Genomic DNA, 19,067 nt, shown 5'->3' with positions numbered 1-19,067 from the left:
CTTCCCGAAGGACAATGCCTCAAAGGGCGCGGCTGACGAAACGGTCGCGCCCTGATTTTTTGGCCTGATACAGCGCTTCGTCGACGCTGCATAGCAGCGTTGCCCGGTCTGCACCCGCCTGCGGAGCAAGCGCGCCGCCGATGCTGAGGCGGGCGTCCACCTCCTGCCCGTCGACGTCAAAGGGGTTCCGGAAAGCGGCCAGAAGCCGGTCCGCCAGCCCGTTCATGACATCGGGAGCGTCGGGCCGCGGTATAAAAATCGCGAATTCATCGCCGCCCATGCGCACGACGATGTCCTGCTTGCGGATTGCCTTGCGGATACGTCCGGCGGCAGCGGTCAGAACGCGGTCGCCGGCAGGATGGCCGAACGTGTCGTTGATGGTCTTGAAACCGTCCAGATCAAGATAAAGGACACCGAAGGCCTCGTTTGCACGCAGGGCCGCGCCGAGCTGGCCATCGACAATCGCCTCCAGCGCCTTGCGATTATAAAAACCGGTCAGCGGATCGGTCATCGCCGCATCACGCAATTCACGTTCGGCCAGACTCATGGTGAAATTGGCTTTTTGAAGCCGCAGCAATGCAGCCGCCAGCAACGCGAAATGTCTGAGGTTGTCGATTTCGATGCGGGAAAAATTTCTCGGCACCGTATCGACCAGACAAAAGGCGCCAACAACAAGACCGGGCTCAAGTTCGATCGGCGCACCCGCATAGGAACGCAGCTCCGGTCCCCCTTTGACATAGGACATGAAGCGGAAATGCGGATGCTCGGTCAGATCGGAAATCACCACCACATCCTGCTTGGCGATGACGCGGTTGCAGATCGACAGATCGCGCGGGCATTCCGACAGTTCCATTCCCGCCTGCTCGGCGATATGAAGCCAATCCTCATCGACAATATTGACCGCCGCACGCGCCACGCCAAAAACCCCCTGCCCCAGTTGCGACAGCACTTTCAGCTCCGGCATCTCGGCATTCTTGAAAGACATGATCGACCGCACCGCGACCAGACGCTCGGTTTCTCCCTCCGGTCGCGATATCGCCTGTCCCATACTCATGTCCTTCTGCTGTTGCGTTACAGGAAGCCGCCCGAGGCAGAGCAGGTCAAACCAGCCGCCTCGATCGAAGCGGAAGCCATTCCGCTACGTTTCCTTCGGGCGCATAATGCAAAAACCGGCAATTGACGCCACGTGCGAATTTTTGCCGGTCTGTTTGCGTATGGAACCAATCGTGGGGACGCCCAATCGGCGGTGCGATCATGCCTTCTTCTGCCAGCGGCCTTCAGGCGATTGCTGCCAGTAAGTCAGGGAATGTCCCTCTGTTTTCAGTCTTTTCCAGTGATTCCGCGCCATTTCGAGCTGGTAGGCATCGTATCCGTCGAACATGAATACGATACGTTCATAAGCCTCGACCGCCGGCGGCTCGGCGCCATCGACGAGAAAGCGGACACTTGCCGCGTTAGTATTCTCGTCCGACGCCGTCAGGAGAATCGGCTGGTTTTGCGGTGCGGGCGAAGTATCGGTGGCGTGCGGCAGGAAACTGTCGTCACGAAAGGTCCACAGATGCGTGTCGAGAAAATCGCGGCGCTCCTCGCCCACCGTCTGGATCGCGACCTTCCAGCCGCGTTCCAGCGATTTCTCGAGCAAGGGCGGCAACGCATCCTCCAGCTTCGATTCCGTCAGATGGTAAAACAGAATTTCAGTCATCCGCAGACATGCCGCTCCGCTCGCTTCAATCTTCGTAGTGGGCGCGAACGAGTTCGTTCAGCAGCCGGACGCCGTAGCCCGATCCCCAGGACTGGTTGATCTCGGTCAACGGCGAACCCATGGCGGTGCCGGCGATATCGAGATGCGCCCAGGAGGTTTCGCCCACGAAACGCTTGAGGAACTGCGCGGCCGTGACGGAACCCGCCAGACGGCCCGAGCTGTTCTTCATATCGGCGAATTTGGAATCGATGATCTTGTCGTAATCCTTGCCGAGCGGCATGCGCCACAGTTTTTCGGCCGTCACATCGCCCGCCTGCGTGAGGCGTGCTGCAAGCTCGTCGTCATTGGAGAAAAGACCGGCCTGAAGATTGCCGAGCGCCACTGTGATCGCGCCCGTCAGCGTGGCGAGGTTCACCATGAATTTCGGGTTGAAGCGATCCTTGGTGTACCAGAGCGCGTCGGCCAGAACCAGCCGGCCTTCGGCATCGGTATTGATGATCTCGATGGTCTGGCCGGACATGGAGGTGACGATATCGCCCGGACGCTGGGCATTGCCGTCAGGCATGTTTTCCACAAGGCCGATGACGCCGATCACATTCGCCTTGGCCTTGCGGGCGGCCAGCGCATGCATCAGGCCGGTCACGGCGGCGGCCCCGCCCATGTCGCCCTTCATATCCTCCATATTGAGGCCGGGCTTCAGCGAAATGCCGCCGGTATCGAAAACGACGCCCTTGCCGACGAAGGCAATCGGCTCATCCTTCTTGTTGCCGCCGTTCCACTGCATGACCGCAAGTCTGGGCGGACGCGCCGACCCCTGCGCCACACCGAGAAGCGCATTCATGCCGAGCTTCTTCAGCTCCTTCTCGCCGAGGACTTCCACCTCGACGCCGAGCTTGCGCAGCTCCTCCGCCTTCTCGGCAAATTCGACGGGACCGAGAGCGTTCGGCGGCAGGTTGACGAGATCGCGCGCCAGGGTAACACCGCCCGCAACGGCCTCGGACACGGCAAAAGCCTTTTCCGCTTCCTGATGGGCGGCCGTGACGATGACGATCTCCACCTTCTTCGGCGTCTTCTCTTCGTCGGACTTTTTCTTGGTCTTGTAGGCATCGAAGCTATAGGCGCGCAGCAGCAGGCCAAGCGCAAAATCCGCAGCAGCCTGCGCACCGACCTCTACGCCCGGCGCATCGAGATAGATGACGACCCTGTCCGCCTTCTTGAAACTGGCGGCGGCGGTGCCGCCGGCGCGCAGCCAGTCATGGGCGACCAGCTTCGAGGGCTTGCCGAGGCCGATGACGAGCAGCCGGTCGGCGGCGGAACCCTGCGGCGCGATCACGTCGAGCGTCGTCATGGACTTTGCGGAAAAGCCCGAAATCTTCGCCGCCCTTTCGATCACACCGCCCGGATCGGCCTCGGAGGCGCCGGCGACGGCCTGCGCCTCACCCGAGGCCTGCAGCACAACGGCGAGCGCGTTTTCAAGCGCGGCGGAATTGGCGAAAGAAATATCGAATTTGGCGGACATGTTTTCCTGCTCTTCTTCTACGACTTGCACGATGCGCATGATCATGGCCTTTTCGGCCCCGGGCGCAACCCCGCATTCTTTAAAGGCCTACAGTCGTTAAAGGAAAGGCATTTTTGTGGAATGCGAAATCGCGTCATGAAACCGACAGCTTGTTCCACAAAAAGACACAGGCGATGGAAAAATCATCGCGCAAAACATATTTGTGAGCACGCCGGAATAGCCAATTGCAAACGATGCGATTAGATAGGCGGAAATTCGGCGAGCGATCGCACGGAAAAACAATGTCGAACAGGGCCGTATGAAGCTTCTCGAGAACTATATCCTGCGGCGGACAACGCAGATGTTTCTGGTCGCGCTGCTGCCGGTGCTGGCCATCATCTGGACCATCCAGGTTCTCCAGAGAATCAATCTCGTCACCGATACCGGCCAGTCGATGGGTTCCTTCATGGCGCTCGCGACGATGATCCTGCCGACGCTGATCCCCGTCGTCCTGCCTTTCGCGCTGGTGATCGGCATCACCCAGATCTTCACGACGATGAACAACGATTCCGAGCTTGCCATCATCGATGCGGCCGGATCGCCCCGGTCGATCATGTATCGCCCGGTTCTCATTCTGGCCGCCATTCTGAGCGCGTTTTCATTCACCATCACCAATTTCATCGAGCCGCCCGCCCGCAGCTCCGCCCGGCAGATGGTGGCGGCCGCCTATGCCGACCTTCTGTCCTCCGTGATCGAAGAAAAGACTTTCCGCACCATTCAGGACGGTCTTTACGTGCAGATCGCCCAGCGGCAGGGTCGCATCCTCAAGGGCCTGTTCGTCGCCGACCGCCGCGATCCGAATTTCGATCTCATCTATTATGCCAAGGAAGGCATGATCGATGAAAGCGGCACGTCGCTGACCATGCGCGACGGCGAAGTGCAGCAGAAGACGCCGGACGGCAAGGTCTCGATCGTCAAGTTCCTGTCCTATGCCTTCGACCTTTCGACCATGTCGGAAAAGCAGGATTCCGAGCCGTCGCTCTCGCCGGGCGATGCCAGCCTCGGTTTCCTTCTTTCGCCCGACGAGAACAATGCGAGCTACAAGCGCTCGCCGGAAGCCTTCCGCAGCGAGCTGCACAAGCGCCTGTCGGACTGGATGTTCGCTTTCTCCTTCGCGCTGATTTCGCTGGTCATCGCCGCCGATGCCCGTTCGCACCGCGAGGCGCGCCTGCATCCGATGGTCGCCGCGCTGGTGACGGCCTTCATGCTGCGGTGGCTTGGTTTTTACGTCACCAATCAGATCAAGCAGAGCGCGGCCTTCATTCCGCTGGTCTATGCCGTTCCGGGCCTTAGCGGCGGCGCCGCCGCCTTCATTCTGCTGACCGGCCGCAAGCCGAAAATGCCGAAAATCATCGCCGATGCGATGGGTCGTCTGCGCCGTCTCTTCTCCAGCCGGATGGCGAAAAGCTCTGGGAGCGGCAACGCATGATTTTCAACACGCTCTCCCGGTATTTCCTGAAGCGATATCTGATCACCGCCATCTGGTTCGTGCTCGGCGTATCCTCGATCATTTACCTTGCCGACTTCAGCGAAACGGCACGGCGCATGTCCGGCCTGCCCGGCTATTCCGTTCCGGCCGCCCTTGGCCTGACGGCGCTTCGTCTGCCGCTGATCCTGCAACAGACCGTGCCCTTCATCGCGCTTTTCGTCGGCATGACGACGCTGATCTCGCTCAACCGGCGTTACGAACTGGTGGTGACGCGCGCCGCCGGCATTTCCGCCTGGCAGTTCATCCTTCCCTTCGTGCTCGGCGCGGTTTTCATCGGCATCCTGTCCGTCACCATCCTGAACCCCATCGCGGCGTGGGGCCAGAACAAGTCGCTGGCGATGGAAGCCGGTCTGCGCAACGAAGCGGGCGGCGGCCGCCAGCAGGAGATCATTCCGTGGATGCGCCAGGCAAGCGGCGGCCAGGATACGATCATCGGCGCCAAGAGCTTCGAGGACAATGGAACGCTGCTTCTCGACGTGGTTCTGATCGACATCGACAAGGACGGAAACATCGTCTCCCGTAAGGATGCGAAGTCGGCTAAATTGGAAGATGGTTACTGGCTTCTTAACGGCGTTTCGGAAACCCGCGCCGGGCATGTGCCAGTTCGGCAAGAAAGCACGCGGATCAGTACCAATCTGAGACGGGAATTCGTTCAGGAGCGCATGACGCAGACGGAAACCGTTGCTTTCTTTGACCTTTCTCACAAGATCGAAGTTGCAAAGTCCTTTGGACTATCTTCGAAGGCGCTTGAGACGCAGTATCATTTCCTGCTATCGACGCCCCTGCTTCTGGTTGCGATGACCTTGATCGCCGCGACCGTTTCATTAAAGTTCAGCCGCTTCGCCCAATCGCGCTCCGTGATTCTGGGTGGAATCGTTTCCGGCTTCGTGCTTTATGTAGTAACCGTGCTCGTAAGGGCATTCGGGAGTGGTGGTGTTGTCCCTCCCACCGTCGCGGTCTGGGTTCCAGTCATCGTGGCGTTGGCTTTGGGGGCAACCATTCTGCTTCATCAGGAGGACGGCTAGTGGCGGTATATGACCGCGGGAATATCAGGCGGCTTTGGACGGCCCTTCTGACAGGTGCCGCTGTGTGCGCGTATTTGGCATCCAGCCCGGTCGCTTTCGGCCAGGATGGTTTGCTTGCGTCGGCAAGCCAAGACGATTCGAAACTCCTGCTTACAGCAAATGAACTGACCTATAATCGCGATTCCCAGCGCGTGATCGCGAAGGGCGTGGTTCGCATGAAATATTCGGGCTACCGCATGGTGGCCCAGCAAGTGGAATATAACCAGCAGACCGGCCGCGTGATCGCCCATGGCAACATCGAGCTGATCGAGCCGGGCGGCAACAAGATCTATGCCGACGAGATGGACGTGACCGACGATTTCGGTCAGGGCTTCGTCAATGCGCTGCGCGTCGAGACCACGGACAATACCCGTATTGCCGGTGAAAGCGCCGAGCGTCTCGAAGGCGACCTGATGGTGCTCAACAACGGCGTCTACACCGCGTGTCTGCCCTGCGCCGAGCGGCCCGAAAAAGCGCCGCTGTGGCAGGTCAAGGCCGAGCGCGTCGTTCAGGACGGCAAGACCCATACGGTGCGGCTTGAAAAGGCCCGCCTGCAGCTTTTCGGCCATTCGATCGCCTATCTGCCGTTCCTTACGGTTCCGGACAATACGGTGAAGCGTAAATCCGGCTTCCTGTTCCCGCAGATGAGCATTACCGACAATCTCGGTTTCGGTATCGGTGTCCCCTATTTCCACGTCCTGTCCGACACTTCGGACGTGACCGTCACGCCGACCTATTACACGACGCAGGGTCTGCTGCTGCAGGCGGAATTGCGCCAGCGCTTCGAAACCGGCATGCACACGGTCACGATCGCGGGCATCAGCCAGCAGAAGTCCGAAACCTTCACGGCCGGCACCAGCGACGCCCTCAACGACAATCGCGGCATGATCGCAAGCAAGGGTGATTTCTCGATCAACCCGCGCTGGGCTTTCGGCTGGGATGCCATGGTGCAGACCGACAATAACTTTTCGCGCACCTATGGGCTGAAGGGTTATAAAAACGACGTTCAGACCAACCAGATATATCTGACCGGTGCGAGTGAGCGTAACAGCTTCGAAGCCCGCGGTTATTATTTCAACGTTCAGGATACGGACAACACCGAAACCAAGGAACGCAAACAGGCGATCGTTCATCCGGTCGTCGACTACCGTTATTTCGTGCCGGATCCGGTTTATGGCGGCGAACTTTCGCTGACCACCAACCTGACGAGCATCACGCGCCTGAAGCAGGATGCTTACGCGCTCGGCGGTTATCCGCGTTTCAGCGGGCTTGAGGGCGACTATACGCGCCTTTCCACCGAAGCCGAGTGGAAGCGCACCTTCACGATGGATAGCGGCCTGCAGATCACGCCGATATTCGCCGCGCGCGGCGACGCGCTCTGGACGGACATGTCTCCTGCGGCCTTCACCTCGGGCGGGACCTCCTATGCCTATGAGGGCATGATGCATGACGGCGCGGCTTTCCGCGGCATGGTCACCGGTGGCCTGGAAGTGCGTTATCCCTGGCTGTTCACCGCGCTCAACAGCAGCCATGTGATCGAGCCCATTGCACAGATTTTCGTGCGCCCGAACGAACAATATGCCGGCCGCCTTCCGAACGAGGATGCACAGGCATTCGTCTTCGACGCGACCAATCTGTTCGAACGCGACAAATTCTCCGGTTACGACCGGATCGAAGGCGGCACGCGCGCCAATATCGGCTTCCGTTATAACGGTACGTTCGACAACGGCTACGGCGTTCGCGCCATTGCCGGCCAGTCCTTCCATCTGGCGGGCGAGAATTCCTTCGCCTCCTACGATCTCGTCAATGCAGGCGCCAATTCGGGCCTCGAATCCGACCGTTCGGATTACGTCGCCATGGCCGCTTTCGATGCGCCGATCGGACTTTCGCTGTCGTCGAGCCTGCGTCTCGACAAGGACGATTTCGACATCAACCGCTCGGAAACGGGCATCAGCTATTCGGACCGTCGCCTTACCGGCAAGCTCAGCTATACGCAGGTCAAGGCACAGCCGAAATACGGCTATAACGAAGACCGCGATATCATCCAGGCGTCCGGTTCGCTGCGCATGGACGACAATTGGTCGCTGTTCGGTTCGATCAATTACGATCTGAACGGGAAGTTTGCCGCCGAACGCCGCATCGGCATTGCCTATCAGGATGAGTGCACGATCCTGACGGTCAGCTATTCCGACGAGGGCAATATCAATTCCAGCCGCCAGGCCGCCAATGACTGGTCGATCAATGCCCGTCTGGCCTTCCGTACGCTCGGCGATGTCAGTGTCGGCTCAGCCAATGAGGACTGGAGCGACATGGATATCGGCTGGAAGCCAAACAACTACTGAGTTTAGAGGCAGGTTACGCAGCATCGTGACCTGCCTTTTTACCATTTGGCCAGTAAAGCCACGGTTTCGCCGCAACAACACGCCAATGTCGACCGCGCATGGAACCTATCGGGTTTTCTTTCAACAAACCGACACATTGCCGTCTTGCGGATCGCGATGATATATACGTGGCAAATTCGCGGTGCGGATGCACAGTTGCAGGTCTGAAAAGCGGGAGAGTTCAATATTCCCCTCATCAGGCAGAACAGATTGGCGGGACAGGGCAACAGGACCCTGCCCGACGAAAGGGAGAAGGATATGATGAATTTCGGAAAGACGGCTTTGCGTGGCGCTGCTTTCGCCTTTGCGATATTCGCCGTTCCCATGGCCGTTGTGCCCTATGCCGGCCAGGCCTTCGCCGATAGCACCGTCAAGATCGTCGTCAACAAGACACCCATTACCAATGACGATATCGCCAAGCGCGTCGCCTTCCTCAAGCTGCAGCGCCAGTCCGGTAATCTCAATGAAAAGGCGCGCGAGCAGCTTGTCGACGAAGCGCTGAAGCGCGAGGAAATCGGCCGCGTTAAGATGTCGGTCAGCACCGACGATGTCGATGCGGCCTTCGCACGCTTTGCCGGCAACAACAAGATGACCCCGCAACAATTGACGAAGGTGCTTGCGCAGGCGGGTGTCGGAGCCGATCATTTCAAGGCCTTCATTGCCGTTCAGATGAGCTGGCCGCGCCTTGTCAACGCCCGTTATGGCGCACGCGGCAAGATGTCGACGCAGGATCTCGTTACCCGACTGAAGGAACGCGGCGACAAGCCCGTCACCACGGAATATTTCCTGCAGCAGGTCATCTTCGTTATCCCGGAATCGAAACGCAACGCCATTACCGGCAAGCGCAAGGCCGAGGCTGAAGCATCGCGCAAGCGTTATCCCGGCTGCGACCAGGCCATGAGCTTCGCCGCAACCATGCGCGACGTGGCGATCAAGGACCTTGGCCGCATTCTGGCGCCAGAGCTACCGGAAGACTGGAAGGCGCTGGTGGAGAAGACCAAGGAGGGCGGCACCACCGGCACCCGCGTCACCGAAAAGGGCGTCGAATATCTGGCCATCTGCAAGCAGCGCCAGGTTTCCGACGACTATGCGGCGGAAATGGTGTTCAAGTCCGAAGACCTGATGAAGGCCAAAGACGGCGAAAACCCGAACGAAAAGAAATATATGGATGAGCTGCGCAAGAAGGCGCAGATCGTCAACACCTGATATTGATACGAGAGCCGGTCTTTCCGTGACATATGCATCCCTGCCGCTTGCCCTGACACAGGGAGATCCAGCCGGTATCGGCCCCGACATCGCCATCACCGCCTGGGCTAAGCGCCGGGAGAACGGCGTGCCGCCCTTCATCTTCATCGGTGACCCCGATGTGGTGGCGAGCCGTGCGGCGTTGATCGGCGTGCCGGTCAATATCGAGACCTGCGATGCGGAAAGCGCCGTCGGCCTGTTCGAACAGGCTTTCCCCATCCTCTCCCTTCCTGTCGGCTTCGAAGTGCAGGCGGGTCAGCCGCATGTCGGCGCGGCGCACGCGACGATCAAGGCCATCGAGACGGCCGTTTCGTTGACGGTCGAGGGCAAGGCTGCGGCCGTCGTCACCAATCCGATCGCGAAATCGGTGCTATACGAGGCAGGTTTCGGCTTTCCCGGTCATACGGAATTTCTGGCCGATCTCGCCCTGCGCCAGACCGGCGAGCAAGTCATCCCGGTGATGATGATTGCCGGCCCCAAGGTTCGTGTCGTCCCGGTGACGATCCATATCCCCGTGAAAGACGTGCCGGCCGCTCTCACCGAAGAGCTGATCGTCACGACCTGCCGGATCATCGATGCCGATCTCCGGCAGAAATTCGGTATCGAGGCGCCGCGTCTGGCCGTTGCCGGCCTCAACCCGCATGCGGGTGAAGATGGCGCACTCGGCACCGAGGATCGCGATATCGTTCACCCGGCGACCATGCGGTTGCGGAAGGACGGGATCGATGCCTTCGGCCCCCTGCCCGCCGACACCATGTTCCACGATGCCGCCCGCAAGCGTTATGACGTGGCGGTCTGCATGTATCATGATCAGGCGCTCATTCCGGCCAAGGCGCTCGGCTTCGACGATTCCGTCAATGTCACGCTCGGCCTGCCCTTCATCCGCACCTCGCCCGACCATGGCACCGCCTTCGGCATTGCCGGCCAGGGCATAGCCAATGAGGCGAGCCTTGTGGCGGCGCTGAAGATGGCGGCGGACATTTCCCTCCGCAGCCGGGCCAACGCATAATGGCGGCCATCGACGGACTACCGCCGCTACGCGATGTCATCCAGCGTCACGGGCTCGACGCGAAGAAATCGCTCGGCCAGAACTTCCTGTTCGACCTCAACCTCACCCAGAAGATCGCAAGGACAGCAGGGCCGCTGGACGGCGTGACGGTGATAGAGGTCGGCCCCGGTCCCGGCGGCCTCACCCGCGCCATTCTGTCGCTCGGGGCAAAAAAGGTCATCGCCGTCGAACGCGACAGCCGCTGCCTGCCGGCGCTGGCGGAAATCGAAGCGCATTATCCCGGACGGCTCGAAGTCATCGAGGGCGACGCCCTCAAGACCGATTTCGAGGCTCTGGTTCCCGCCGGCGAACCGGTGCGGATCATCGCCAACCTGCCCTACAATGTCGGCACGCAATTGCTGGTCAACTGGCTGCTGCCGAAACAATGGCCGCCCTTCTGGCTCTCCATGACGCTGATGTTCCAGAAGGAAGTCGGCCAGCGCATCGTGGCCGAAGAAGGCGATAACCATTATGGCCGGCTGGGGGTTCTCGCCGGCTGGCGCACGGTCGCCGAAATGGCCTTCGACGTTCCTCCACAGGCCTTCAGCCCGCCGCCGAAGGTAACCTCCACCGTCGTGCACCTGCTGCCGAAGGACAAGCCGCTGCCCTGCGATGTCGCCAAGCTTGAAAAGGTCACGGAAGCCGCCTTCGGCCAGCGTCGCAAGATGCTGCGCCAGAGCGTGAAAAGCCTTGGCGGCGAGACGCTGCTGGAAAAAGCGGGGATAGATCCCACACGGCGAGCGGAGACGCTGTCGGTGGAGGAATTCGTCACTTTGGCGAACGCGCTGGGATAAATGCGAAGCTCTGAGCCTATACCCAGTTTTCGGCTCGCAAGCCCGGCATACGAATGAATTCGCGCATATTATTGGTTACGACGATCAGCCCCTCGCTACGGGCGTGACCACCAATCTGCATATCATGAACGCCGCATGGCGTTCCAACCTTGGCAAGTTCGGCCCTGATCTGTCCGTAATGTGCGGCGCCTTTGTCGGCGAAAGACAGAACGTCCAAACGCGCAGTAAAATTTTCAATGGCGTTGATGTTGTCCTGGCGCCGGACGGATTTTTCAGCACCATAATAAAGCTCGCCAAGTGTGATGCTCGAAATACACAGTTGATCTGCCAGAGCGTTGAATTTCTCCCGCAGCTCCGGAGGATAAGTCTTCATCACATAGATACATATATTGGTATCGAGCATATATGTAAGCATCAGAAGGGCTCGCGCTCATCCAATGCAGGCTCTTCGCGAACGGAAAGAAAATCATCCGTTGCACGTGGGCCGGTCAGAAAGAGATCATCCCAGCGCTTTCCCTGCGGCACTATAACACGCGCGAGACCGATTTTCAGAACATCGACCTTATGCACGTCATCAGGAAAAGCCACGGCCTTCGGTAGCCTTACAGCTTGACTGCGATTGCTTATAAAAACCGTTGACGTAGCCATTGTCAGAGCCTCGTATATCCTGCTGGGATATACATAACGCCTAACCGCTTCGATTTCAAGATTTTGGGGCCGGTAGCCAGACGCTACCTTCCATCAAAGCTTCGGCTCTTCCTCGAGCAACGCCCGCACGAAATCGAACATGCCGTGGCGGCGGTCGCGGCGGACGCGTTCGGCCTTCACGATGGCTTCGACGGCTTCGAAGGCGGCCTGCAGGTCGTCATTGAGGATGACATAGTCATAGTCGCGCCAGTGCTCGATTTCGGCACGGGAATTGAGGAGCCGGGTCTTGATGACCTCTTCGGTGTCTTCGGCGCGGCGATGCAGACGCGATTGAAGTTCGGTCATGGTCGGCGGCAGGATGAAGATCGAAACGACGTCCGCCTTCATCTTGTCCTGAAGCTGCTCGGCGCCCTGCCAGTCGATATCGAACAGCATGTCGCGGCCGGCAGCCATGGCATCTTCCACCGGCCCACGCGGGGTGCCGTAAAAATTGCCGTGAACTTCAGCCCATTCCAGCAGCGCATCGCTATCCCGCAGGCGCTCGAAGTCCCGCTTGGAAATGAAATGGTAGTGGATGCCGTCAATCTCGCTCTGGCGGCGCGGACGCGTCGTGACGCTGACGGACAGGCCGATATTCTTGTCCTTGTCGAGCAGGTTGCGTGCAATCGTGGATTTGCCCGCGCCGGATGGCGAAGAAATCACCAGCATCAACCCTCTGCGGGCAATCGTGACGGGAGAATTATTCACCGGGACCATGGGTCTACTCCAGATTTTGGACCTGCTCGCGGAACTGGTCGATCACCACTTTCAGCTCTATGCCTGCTGCGGTTACCGCACTGGCGTTCGATTTGGAACAGATTGTATTCGACTCGCGGTTAAATTCCTGTGCAAGAAAATCGAGCTTGCGTCCTACCGGCCCGCCATTGGCCAAAAGCTCCCGCGACGCCTGAACATGGGCGTGCAGCCGGTCGATCTCTTCGCGCAGATCCGCCTTGGTGGCGAGCAGCGCCGCCTCGGCATGCAGCCGGTCACGGTCGAGACCATGCAAGCCGTCGCCGATGAGGGCGATCTGCTGGGCGAGCCGTGCCGCGATCTGTTCCGGCTGGCGGGAAGGATCGTTTTCAATGATGTCCGCGAGCTGCTCGATCCGGTTGACATGACCGGACAGGATGGCAAACAGCGACGCTCCTTCCCGCTCGCGCATATCCTTCAGCTTCTCGACGGCGGCGGCGAAGCCGGCAAGCACATCGCCGTTGCGCGCGGCCTGCGCTTCCGCATCGTCTTCCGCCTCGCGAAAATCGACGAGCCCGCGCAGCGTAAGCAGCGTGTCGAAGCTCAGCGGCTTGTCTTCGACGACATCGCCAAGCTCCTTCTTCAGCGCCAGAACCGCCGCCAGAGCATCGCGGTTGATCACCGCCTCCAGCCGGTTTTCCGCAATCGCCAGCGTCAGACCCGCCTGGATATTGCCGCGGGAAAGATGCTCGCCTGCGATTTCGCGCAGGGCCGTTTCCAGCGCTTCAAGACCGGTCGGCAGACGCAGGCGCACATCGAGCCCCTTGCCGTTCACCGAGCGTAATTCCCACGCCCAGCGGTAACGGCCGGAGGTTCCTTCGCTGCGTGCGAAGCCGGTCATCGATTGCAGTGTCATATCTGGAAGCCCCCGTCATGCTGTGCAAAACCGGGCCCGTGCGGATCGCAGGGCCCGGTCAGGATTATCAATTGTTGGCCGGCTTTTCCGCCTCGGCCCCGCCCGGCTGGCCATCCACGACAACATCGGGATTGGCGCCGGAGGCCGCCTTTTCGGCCTCTATCTTGCGCCAGCGGCGCACATTGGCGTTATGCTCTTCAAGCGTCTTCGCAAACACATGGCCGCCGGTGCCATCGGCAACGAAATAAAGGTCATCCGTGCGCCATGGATTGGCCACGGCCTCAAGCGCCGCCCGGCCCGGATTGGCGATGGGCGACGGCGGCAGGCCCTTGATGACATAGGTGTTGAACGGCGTCTGCTTCTGCAGGTCCGACTGGTAGATCGGGCGGTCCGACGGTTTGCCGTCGCCACCGAACAGGCCATAGATGATCGTCGGGTCGGATTGCAGGCGCATACCCTTCTTCAGACGGTTGTAGAACACAGAAGCGACATGGGCGCGCTCGTCATCCTTGCCGGTTTCCTTCTCGACAATCGAGGCAAGCGTCACGAATTCCTCGACGGTCTTGATCGGCAGGTCGGGATCGCGCCGTTCCCAGATCATGTCGATCAGCTTGTCCTGCGCCGCACTCATCTGGTTGATGATTTCTTCGCGCTTGGTGCCGCGGGTGAAGCGGTAGGTATCGGGGCGCAGGCTGCCTTCCGGCGGCAGGGCCGAGGGCAATTCGCCGTCCAGCACTTCATCCGCTCCAAGGCGCGCGAACATCTGCTTCACGGTCAGGCCTTCCGGCAACGACACCGAATAAAGGATCGACTTGCCGGACTCCAGCAGCATCATGATGTCCTTCATCGATGCGCCGGCCTTGATCTCATATTCGCCGGCCTTCAGCGTCTGGTCCTTCTGCAGGTAGCTGCCGGTCATCAGGCGGAAGACACGGGCGTTGGAGATCACCTCGTTACGCTCGAGATTATTGGCAATCTCGATAATGCCGGCGCCGTTGCGCACCGTAAAATGTGTGTTCGTCTGGAGCGGACCGGGCTCCTGAAACGCATCGATCATGTAATAGAAAGCGGCAATGGCCAGCACACAGACGGCAACCGCGAGCGTCATCAGAAAATTCAGAAAGATCACAAGCTGGCCATGGGCCTTGCGGGAGCGCTTGGGCGGAGCCGGCACTTTTTCCGGCCGCAGGGCTTCCGTCGGGGATTTCGGAATGATCGGGCCGCGATTGCCTTCGCCCGCGCCGTTTTGTCCGTATTGTCCCTGGCTGTTCTGGTTCGTGTCGCTCACCGTCGGTCCTTTTCAGTTCGGCGTTGTCAGCGCTTTTTGCGCAGGTAATGCGGCAAAAACAGGTTCGGAATGTCTTCCTGCACCACATAGAGATATCGTGAAGCCTTGCTATTTCGCTTCACGAACATCGTTTCGGACAAAGCCGATGGAGGAAGCAGCCTGCGGCCGGAAATCACCCCGAACCGGCAAACGCTTCCCATAAACGACTACAATATCGGCGCGAAAACCGGAATGGCTTTCGCAAGCCGCAATGCGTTCTTCAAAGGAAGAACGTCCTTTGTCAGCACCCGGTGGGAGGGCGCCAGCGGCGGCAGAGCCGCCGCCGCAATTATGCTTCGTAACGACGCAGCACGAGGGAGGCGTTGGTGCCGCCGAAGCCGAAGGAGTTCGAGAGCGCCACGTCGACCTTACGCTTACGCGCCTTGTGCGGCACGAGATCGATCTTCGTCTCCACATCGGGATTGTCGAGGTTCAGCGTCGGCGGAACGATGTTATCGCGGATCGCAAGCGTCGCGAAGATCGCCTCGATAGCGCCCGCCGCACCGAGAAGATGGCCGGTGGCCGACTTGGTGGAAGACATGGAAATCTTCGAGGCCGATTCGCCGACAAGCCGCTCGACCGCGCCAAGCTCGATCGTATCGGCCATGGTCGAGGTACCATGGGCGTTGATGTAGTCGATATCGTCAGGCGTGAGACCTGCACGCTTCAGCGCCATCGACATGCAGCGATAGGCACCTTCGCCGTCCTCAGACGGGGCCGTGATGTGGTAGGCATCACCGGAAAGGCCGTAACCGACGACTTCGGCGTAAATCTTCGCGCCGCGCGCCCTGGCATGTTCCAGCTCTTCCAGAACGACGATGCCCGCACCTTCACCCATGACGAAACCGTCGCGGTCACGGTCATAGGGGCGCGAGGCCTTTTCCGGATTGTCATTGTGCTGGGTGGAGAGCGCCTTGCAGGCGGCGAAGCCGGCAAGCGCGATGCGGCAGACCGGCGATTCGGCGCCACCGGCGACCATGACGTCGGCATCGCCGAGCGCGATCAGACGGGCAGCGTCGCCAATGGCGTGCGCGCCGGTCGAGCAGGCCGTCACCACGGCATGGTTCGGTCCGCGCAGCTTGTGGCGGATGGAAACCTGGCCTGATACGAGGTTGATCAGGCGACCGGGAATGAAAAATGGAGAAATCCGCCGCGGGCCCTTGTCGCGCAGCGTATAGCCGGCCTCGACAATGCCCTCAAGGCCGCCGATGCCGGAGCCGATCAGAACGCCGGTGGCGATCTGGTCCTCGTCCGTTTCCGGATGCCAGTCCGCGTCGGCAAGCGCCATGTCGGCGGCAGCCATGCCGTACAGGATGAAAGGATCGATCTTGCGCTGTTCCTTGGGTTCCATCCAGTCATCGGCATTGAAGGTGCCGTTGGAACCATCGCCCACGGGAATACGGCAGGCGATCTTTGCCGGAAGGTCTTCGACTTCGAATTCAGTCACGAGACGGGCGCCGTTCTGGCCGGCCAGCAGCCGCTCCCAGGTCACTTCCGTCCCACATCCAAGAGGAGATACCATGCCGGTACCGGTGATAACGACACGCCTCATCGCCAATGCTCCGCCCTTATCCAAATCATCGGTCTTCATGCAACGCCGGACATCAGGAGATGTTCATCGGATGCTGCAGTATTTCAAATCTCAGCATGACGGTTGTGGACGCCGTTTCCGGCCCGCGACCCCATGCATTGCCCGGAACACGCACCGTCAGGGGCATGTTACCGTCTGCCTATAAAACATTGGCCCGGACGAGCCGGGCCAAGGACGGGAGGATATTGCACCTCCCCCATCAAGGTCGATCAGGCCTGGGCCTTCTCGATGAACTTTACGGCGTCGCCGACGGTCAGGATCGAGTCAGCTGCGTCGTCGGGGATTTCAACGCCGAATTCTTCTTCGAAAGCCATGACCAGTTCAACGGTGTCGAGCGAATCAGCGCCCAGATCGTCAATGAAGCTGGCGCCTTCAACAACCTTGTCGGCGTCAACGCCAAGATGATCAATTACAATTTTCTTTACGCGTTCTGCGATATCGCTCATGTCGGTTTCCTCGACCTTTATTTTGAAGGGAATGCCTTGCGGCACCCTGCCCTGTTAGAAGCCCTCATGCGCCGTTCAAATCCGGCACTGCTGGCAAACCCGTTCAACCCGGTCCAAGCTAGACATCGTCACGCAAAATCGCAACGGCTTCCTGTCTCTCCGGGACGACTGTTCACAGTCTTGGCCCGCTTAACATGGTTTCAATCGGTCGAAAAGCCTGAAAACGCGCTAAGCACAGCGTATGACAGGCAATTTCGCCGAAAACCAGTCGGCGGGGCCTTGCGGCGCCAGCTACCCAAGAAGGTGCTTAAACAGCGCCGCAATCCTTTTCATGACGGCCTCAGGCGCCGTCAGATCATCGCCATGCCGCCGTTGACGTGCAGGGTCTGGCCGGTCATGTAGCCCGCCTCGTTGGAGGCGAGGTAAAGAACGGCCGAGGCGACCTCAGCACCGGTTCCCATGCGCTTCATGGGAATGGCGCCCATGATGGCGTCTTTCTGCTTGTCGTTCAGCTTGCCGGTCATGGCGCTTTCGATGAAGCCCGGCGCCACGCAGTTGACGGTGACGTTGCGGGTGGCGATTTCCTGGGCCAGCGACTTCGAAAAACCGATCATGCCGGCCTTGGAGGCGCAATAGTTGGCCTGACCGGGATTGCCGGTAACGCCGACGATGGAGGTGATGTTGATGATGCGGCCGAAACGGCGGCGCATCATCGGATGCGTCAGCTCGCGCGTCAGGCGGAACATCGCCGTCAGGTTCACTTCGATGACGTTGTCCCAGTCCTCGTCGCTCATGCGCACGAAGAGGCCGTCCTTGGTGATACCGGCATTGTTGACGAGGATATCGACGCCTTCCAGCTCGGCTTCGGCCTTTTCGCCGAGTGCCTTGACCTCGGCGCGGTCGGCAAGGTTGGCCGGAAAAATCTTGACGCGTTCGCCAAGTTCCGCCGCCAGCGCTTCGAGCTTTTCAACGCGGGTGCCGTGCAGGCCAACGGTTGCGCCCTGGCTGTGCAGAAGGCGGGCGATTTCTTCGCCGATGCCGCCGGTCGCGCCGGTTACGAGAGCCTTGCGGCCTGTCAGATCAAACATGTCCTATTCCTTCTTTAGAGCTTCGGACTGAAAATGTTCAGCGCAGTTGCGCCCGATGAATGCGGCAGCCGGAGTATCCGTCTCAGCCGATGAGGGTGGCAAGAAGCTGGTCGATATCGGCAGCGCCGTTGACGGCAATGCCGTTCACCGTCTTGTCGATGCGGCGGGCAAGGCCCGTCAGCACCTTGCCGGAGCCGATCTCATAGAGCTGCGTGACATTGTTGGCGGCGAACCATTCCACCGTCTCGCGCCAGCGCACCTGACCCGTCACCTGCTCGACCAGCAGGGCGGCGATCTCATTGGCATCGGAAACGGGGGCGGCGCGCACATTGGCGATAACCGGCACGACCGGGTTGTGCTTTTCGACGGCCGCCAGCGCCTCGCGCATGGCTTCCGCCGCCGGCGCCATCAGCGCGGAGTGGAAGGGTGCGGAAACCGGCAGCATGATGGCGCGCTTGGCGCCCTTTTCGGAAGCGATCGCCGCAGCCTTCTCGACGGCGGCCTTGCCGCCGGAGATGACGAGCTGACCGCCGCCATTGTCGTTGGCGATCTGGCAGACGCCGAGAATGGCCGCCTCTTCGCAGATTGCCGAAACGGCGTCATGCTCAAGCCCGATGATCGCCGCCATGGCGCCCTCGCCCACCGGCACGGCGGCCTGCATGGCGTTGCCGCGGATGCGCAGAAGACGGGCGGTATCGGCAACCGAGAAGGTGCCGGCGGCACAGAGCGCCGAATATTCACCGAGCGAGTGGCCCGCGACATAAGAAACCGTATCGGACAGTTTGAAACCGCGCGCTTCGAGAACCCGCATGACCGCCATGGACACCGCCATAAGGGCCGGCTGGGCGTTGGCGGTCAGCGTCAGCGTCTCTTCCGGGCCGTTCCACATAATATCGGAAAGCTTCTGATCAAGCGCCTCGTCGACTTCCTGAAACACGGCGCGCGCTTCCGGATAGGTATCCGCCAGCTCCTTGCCCATGCCGACGGCCTGGCTTCCCTGTCCGGGAAATGTGAATGCAATACCCATGGGATGTCGTC

Annotated in this window: 18 protein-coding genes; 6 read left to right on the top strand and 12 right to left on the bottom strand. The window is 60.1% G+C overall.

Translation table 11 applies throughout. The features are described from left to right. Positions 1-19: 19 nt before the first annotated feature. From L901_RS00440 to L901_RS00430, 3 genes are all read right to left on the bottom strand, one after another. Positions 20-1,048, bottom strand: a complete 1,029-nt coding sequence (locus tag L901_RS00440) for a sensor domain-containing diguanylate cyclase (protein WP_059752431.1) — start codon at positions 1,046-1,048, stop codon at positions 20-22. A gap of 204 nt (positions 1,049-1,252) precedes the next feature. Continuing rightward, entirely contained in the window at positions 1,253-1,702 is a 450-nt protein-coding gene (locus tag L901_RS00435) for a DNA polymerase III subunit chi (protein WP_020813398.1), read from the bottom strand. Positions 1,703-1,727: 25 nt separating this feature from the next. Then, entirely contained in the window at positions 1,728-3,221 is a 1,494-nt protein-coding gene (locus L901_RS00430) for a leucyl aminopeptidase (RefSeq protein ID WP_059753150.1), read from the bottom strand. A gap of 298 nt (positions 3,222-3,519) precedes the next feature. Here L901_RS00430 and L901_RS00425 point away from each other — a divergent pair, with 298 nt between their 5' ends. The 6 genes from L901_RS00425 to rsmA all read left to right on the top strand — a co-directional run bounded on the left by L901_RS00425 (position 3,520) and on the right by rsmA (position 11,281). Beyond that, positions 3,520-4,689, top strand: coding sequence for an LptF/LptG family permease (locus L901_RS00425; protein WP_035263025.1), 1,170 nt, complete (start codon positions 3,520-3,522; stop codon positions 4,687-4,689). Continuing rightward, on the top strand, positions 4,686-5,774 hold the full coding sequence (gene lptG, locus L901_RS00420; RefSeq protein ID WP_035263022.1) for an LPS export ABC transporter permease LptG: 1,089 nt from the start codon (positions 4,686-4,688) through the stop codon (positions 5,772-5,774). The genes L901_RS00425 and lptG overlap by 4 nt, the downstream gene beginning before the upstream one ends. After that, positions 5,774-8,155 carry an LPS-assembly protein LptD gene (locus L901_RS00415; protein ID WP_059752428.1) on the top strand — a complete coding sequence of 794 codons (2,382 nt, stop codon included), beginning with the start codon at positions 5,774-5,776 and terminating at the stop codon, positions 8,153-8,155. The genes lptG and L901_RS00415 overlap by 1 nt, the downstream gene beginning before the upstream one ends. Positions 8,156-8,452: 297 nt before the next feature. Continuing rightward, positions 8,453-9,400 (top strand): peptidylprolyl isomerase, encoded by a 948-nt coding sequence (locus L901_RS00410; protein WP_003520739.1) that lies wholly within the window; start codon positions 8,453-8,455, stop codon positions 9,398-9,400. A 25-nt stretch (positions 9,401-9,425) separates the two neighbouring features. Beyond that, entirely contained in the window at positions 9,426-10,448 is a 1,023-nt protein-coding gene (gene pdxA / locus L901_RS00405; protein WP_059752425.1) for a 4-hydroxythreonine-4-phosphate dehydrogenase PdxA, read from the top strand. Beyond that, a complete protein-coding gene (rsmA, locus tag L901_RS00400) occupies positions 10,448-11,281 on the top strand; it encodes a 16S rRNA (adenine(1518)-N(6)/adenine(1519)-N(6))-dimethyltransferase RsmA (RefSeq protein WP_003520737.1) in 834 nt (277 codons plus the stop codon). Before pdxA ends, rsmA begins: the two co-directional genes overlap by 1 nt. 16 nt (positions 11,282-11,297) lie before the next feature. Here the strand turns inward: rsmA and vapC are convergent, their stop codons facing one another. The 9 genes from vapC to fabD form a co-directional block, all read right to left on the bottom strand. After that, positions 11,298-11,696 carry a tRNA(fMet)-specific endonuclease VapC gene (vapC, locus tag L901_RS00395; RefSeq protein WP_059752422.1) on the bottom strand — a complete coding sequence of 133 codons (399 nt, stop codon included), beginning with the start codon at positions 11,694-11,696 and terminating at the stop codon, positions 11,298-11,300. Then, positions 11,696-11,929: a type II toxin-antitoxin system VapB family antitoxin gene (gene vapB / locus L901_RS00390; RefSeq protein ID WP_031233980.1), complete on the bottom strand. Its 234-nt coding sequence runs from the start codon at positions 11,927-11,929 to the stop codon at positions 11,696-11,698. Before vapB ends, vapC begins: the two co-directional genes overlap by 1 nt. Positions 11,930-12,022: 93 nt before the next feature. Further along, a complete protein-coding gene (gene gmk / locus L901_RS00385) occupies positions 12,023-12,685 on the bottom strand; it encodes a guanylate kinase (protein WP_003502089.1) in 663 nt (220 codons plus the stop codon). 4 nt (positions 12,686-12,689) lie between these two features. Further along, entirely contained in the window at positions 12,690-13,577 is an 888-nt protein-coding gene (locus tag L901_RS00380; RefSeq protein WP_031233981.1) for a YicC/YloC family endoribonuclease, read from the bottom strand. Positions 13,578-13,644: 67 nt separating this feature from the next. Beyond that, entirely contained in the window at positions 13,645-14,865 is a 1,221-nt protein-coding gene (gene mltG / locus L901_RS00375; protein ID WP_003520730.1) for an endolytic transglycosylase MltG, read from the bottom strand. A 328-nt stretch (positions 14,866-15,193) separates the two neighbouring features. Continuing rightward, positions 15,194-16,456 (bottom strand): beta-ketoacyl-ACP synthase II, encoded by a 1,263-nt coding sequence (fabF, locus tag L901_RS00370; RefSeq protein ID WP_059753147.1) that lies wholly within the window; start codon positions 16,454-16,456, stop codon positions 15,194-15,196. A 248-nt stretch (positions 16,457-16,704) separates the two neighbouring features. Beyond that, positions 16,705-16,941 (bottom strand): acyl carrier protein, encoded by a 237-nt coding sequence (locus L901_RS00365; protein ID WP_003502080.1) that lies wholly within the window; start codon positions 16,939-16,941, stop codon positions 16,705-16,707. Between the two features lie 350 nt (positions 16,942-17,291). Then, positions 17,292-18,029, bottom strand: coding sequence for a 3-oxoacyl-[acyl-carrier-protein] reductase (gene fabG / locus L901_RS00360; protein ID WP_003520726.1), 738 nt, complete (start codon positions 18,027-18,029; stop codon positions 17,292-17,294). A gap of 82 nt (positions 18,030-18,111) precedes the next feature. Then, positions 18,112-19,056 (bottom strand): ACP S-malonyltransferase, encoded by a 945-nt coding sequence (fabD, locus tag L901_RS00355; RefSeq protein ID WP_059752419.1) that lies wholly within the window; start codon positions 19,054-19,056, stop codon positions 18,112-18,114. Positions 19,057-19,067: the final 11 nt, after the last annotated feature.

It is taken from the genome of Agrobacterium sp. D14, from assembly GCF_001526505.1.
In the GTDB taxonomy this organism is placed as follows: domain Bacteria; phylum Pseudomonadota; class Alphaproteobacteria; order Rhizobiales; family Rhizobiaceae; genus Agrobacterium; species Agrobacterium leguminum.
Note: the sequence above shows the minus strand (reverse complement) of the source record. Positions and strands in the feature narration are given on the sequence as shown.

Bases quoted from the DNA above. Each gene is read 5' to 3' on its own strand.
- L901_RS00440 (WP_059752431.1), bottom strand. From the start codon at position 1,048: ATGGGACAGGCGATATCGCGACCGGAGGGAGAAACCGAGCGTCTGGTC.
- L901_RS00435 (WP_020813398.1), bottom strand. From the start codon at position 1,702: ATGACTGAAATTCTGTTTTACCATCTGACGGAATCGAAGCTGGAGGAT.
- L901_RS00430 (WP_059753150.1), bottom strand. From the start codon at position 3,221: ATGTCCGCCAAATTCGATATTTCTTTCGCCAATTCCGCCGCGCTTGAA.
- L901_RS00425 (WP_035263025.1), top strand. From the start codon at position 3,520: ATGAAGCTTCTCGAGAACTATATCCTGCGGCGGACAACGCAGATGTTT.
- lptG (WP_035263022.1), top strand. From the start codon at position 4,686: ATGATTTTCAACACGCTCTCCCGGTATTTCCTGAAGCGATATCTGATC.
- L901_RS00410 (WP_003520739.1), top strand. From the start codon at position 8,453: ATGATGAATTTCGGAAAGACGGCTTTGCGTGGCGCTGCTTTCGCCTTT.
- rsmA (WP_003520737.1), top strand. From the start codon at position 10,448: ATGGCGGCCATCGACGGACTACCGCCGCTACGCGATGTCATCCAGCGT.
- vapC (WP_059752422.1), bottom strand. From the start codon at position 11,696: ATGCTTACATATATGCTCGATACCAATATATGTATCTATGTGATGAAG.
- vapB (WP_031233980.1), bottom strand. From the start codon at position 11,929: ATGGCTACGTCAACGGTTTTTATAAGCAATCGCAGTCAAGCTGTAAGG.
- gmk (WP_003502089.1), bottom strand. From the start codon at position 12,685: ATGGTCCCGGTGAATAATTCTCCCGTCACGATTGCCCGCAGAGGGTTG.
- L901_RS00380 (WP_031233981.1), bottom strand. From the start codon at position 13,577: ATGACACTGCAATCGATGACCGGCTTCGCACGCAGCGAAGGAACCTCC.
- fabF (WP_059753147.1), bottom strand. From the start codon at position 16,456: ATGAGGCGTGTCGTTATCACCGGTACCGGCATGGTATCTCCTCTTGGA.
- L901_RS00365 (WP_003502080.1), bottom strand. From the start codon at position 16,941: ATGAGCGATATCGCAGAACGCGTAAAGAAAATTGTAATTGATCATCTT.
- fabG (WP_003520726.1), bottom strand. From the start codon at position 18,029: ATGTTTGATCTGACAGGCCGCAAGGCTCTCGTAACCGGCGCGACCGGC.
- fabD (WP_059752419.1), bottom strand. From the start codon at position 19,056: ATGGGTATTGCATTCACATTTCCCGGACAGGGAAGCCAGGCCGTCGGC.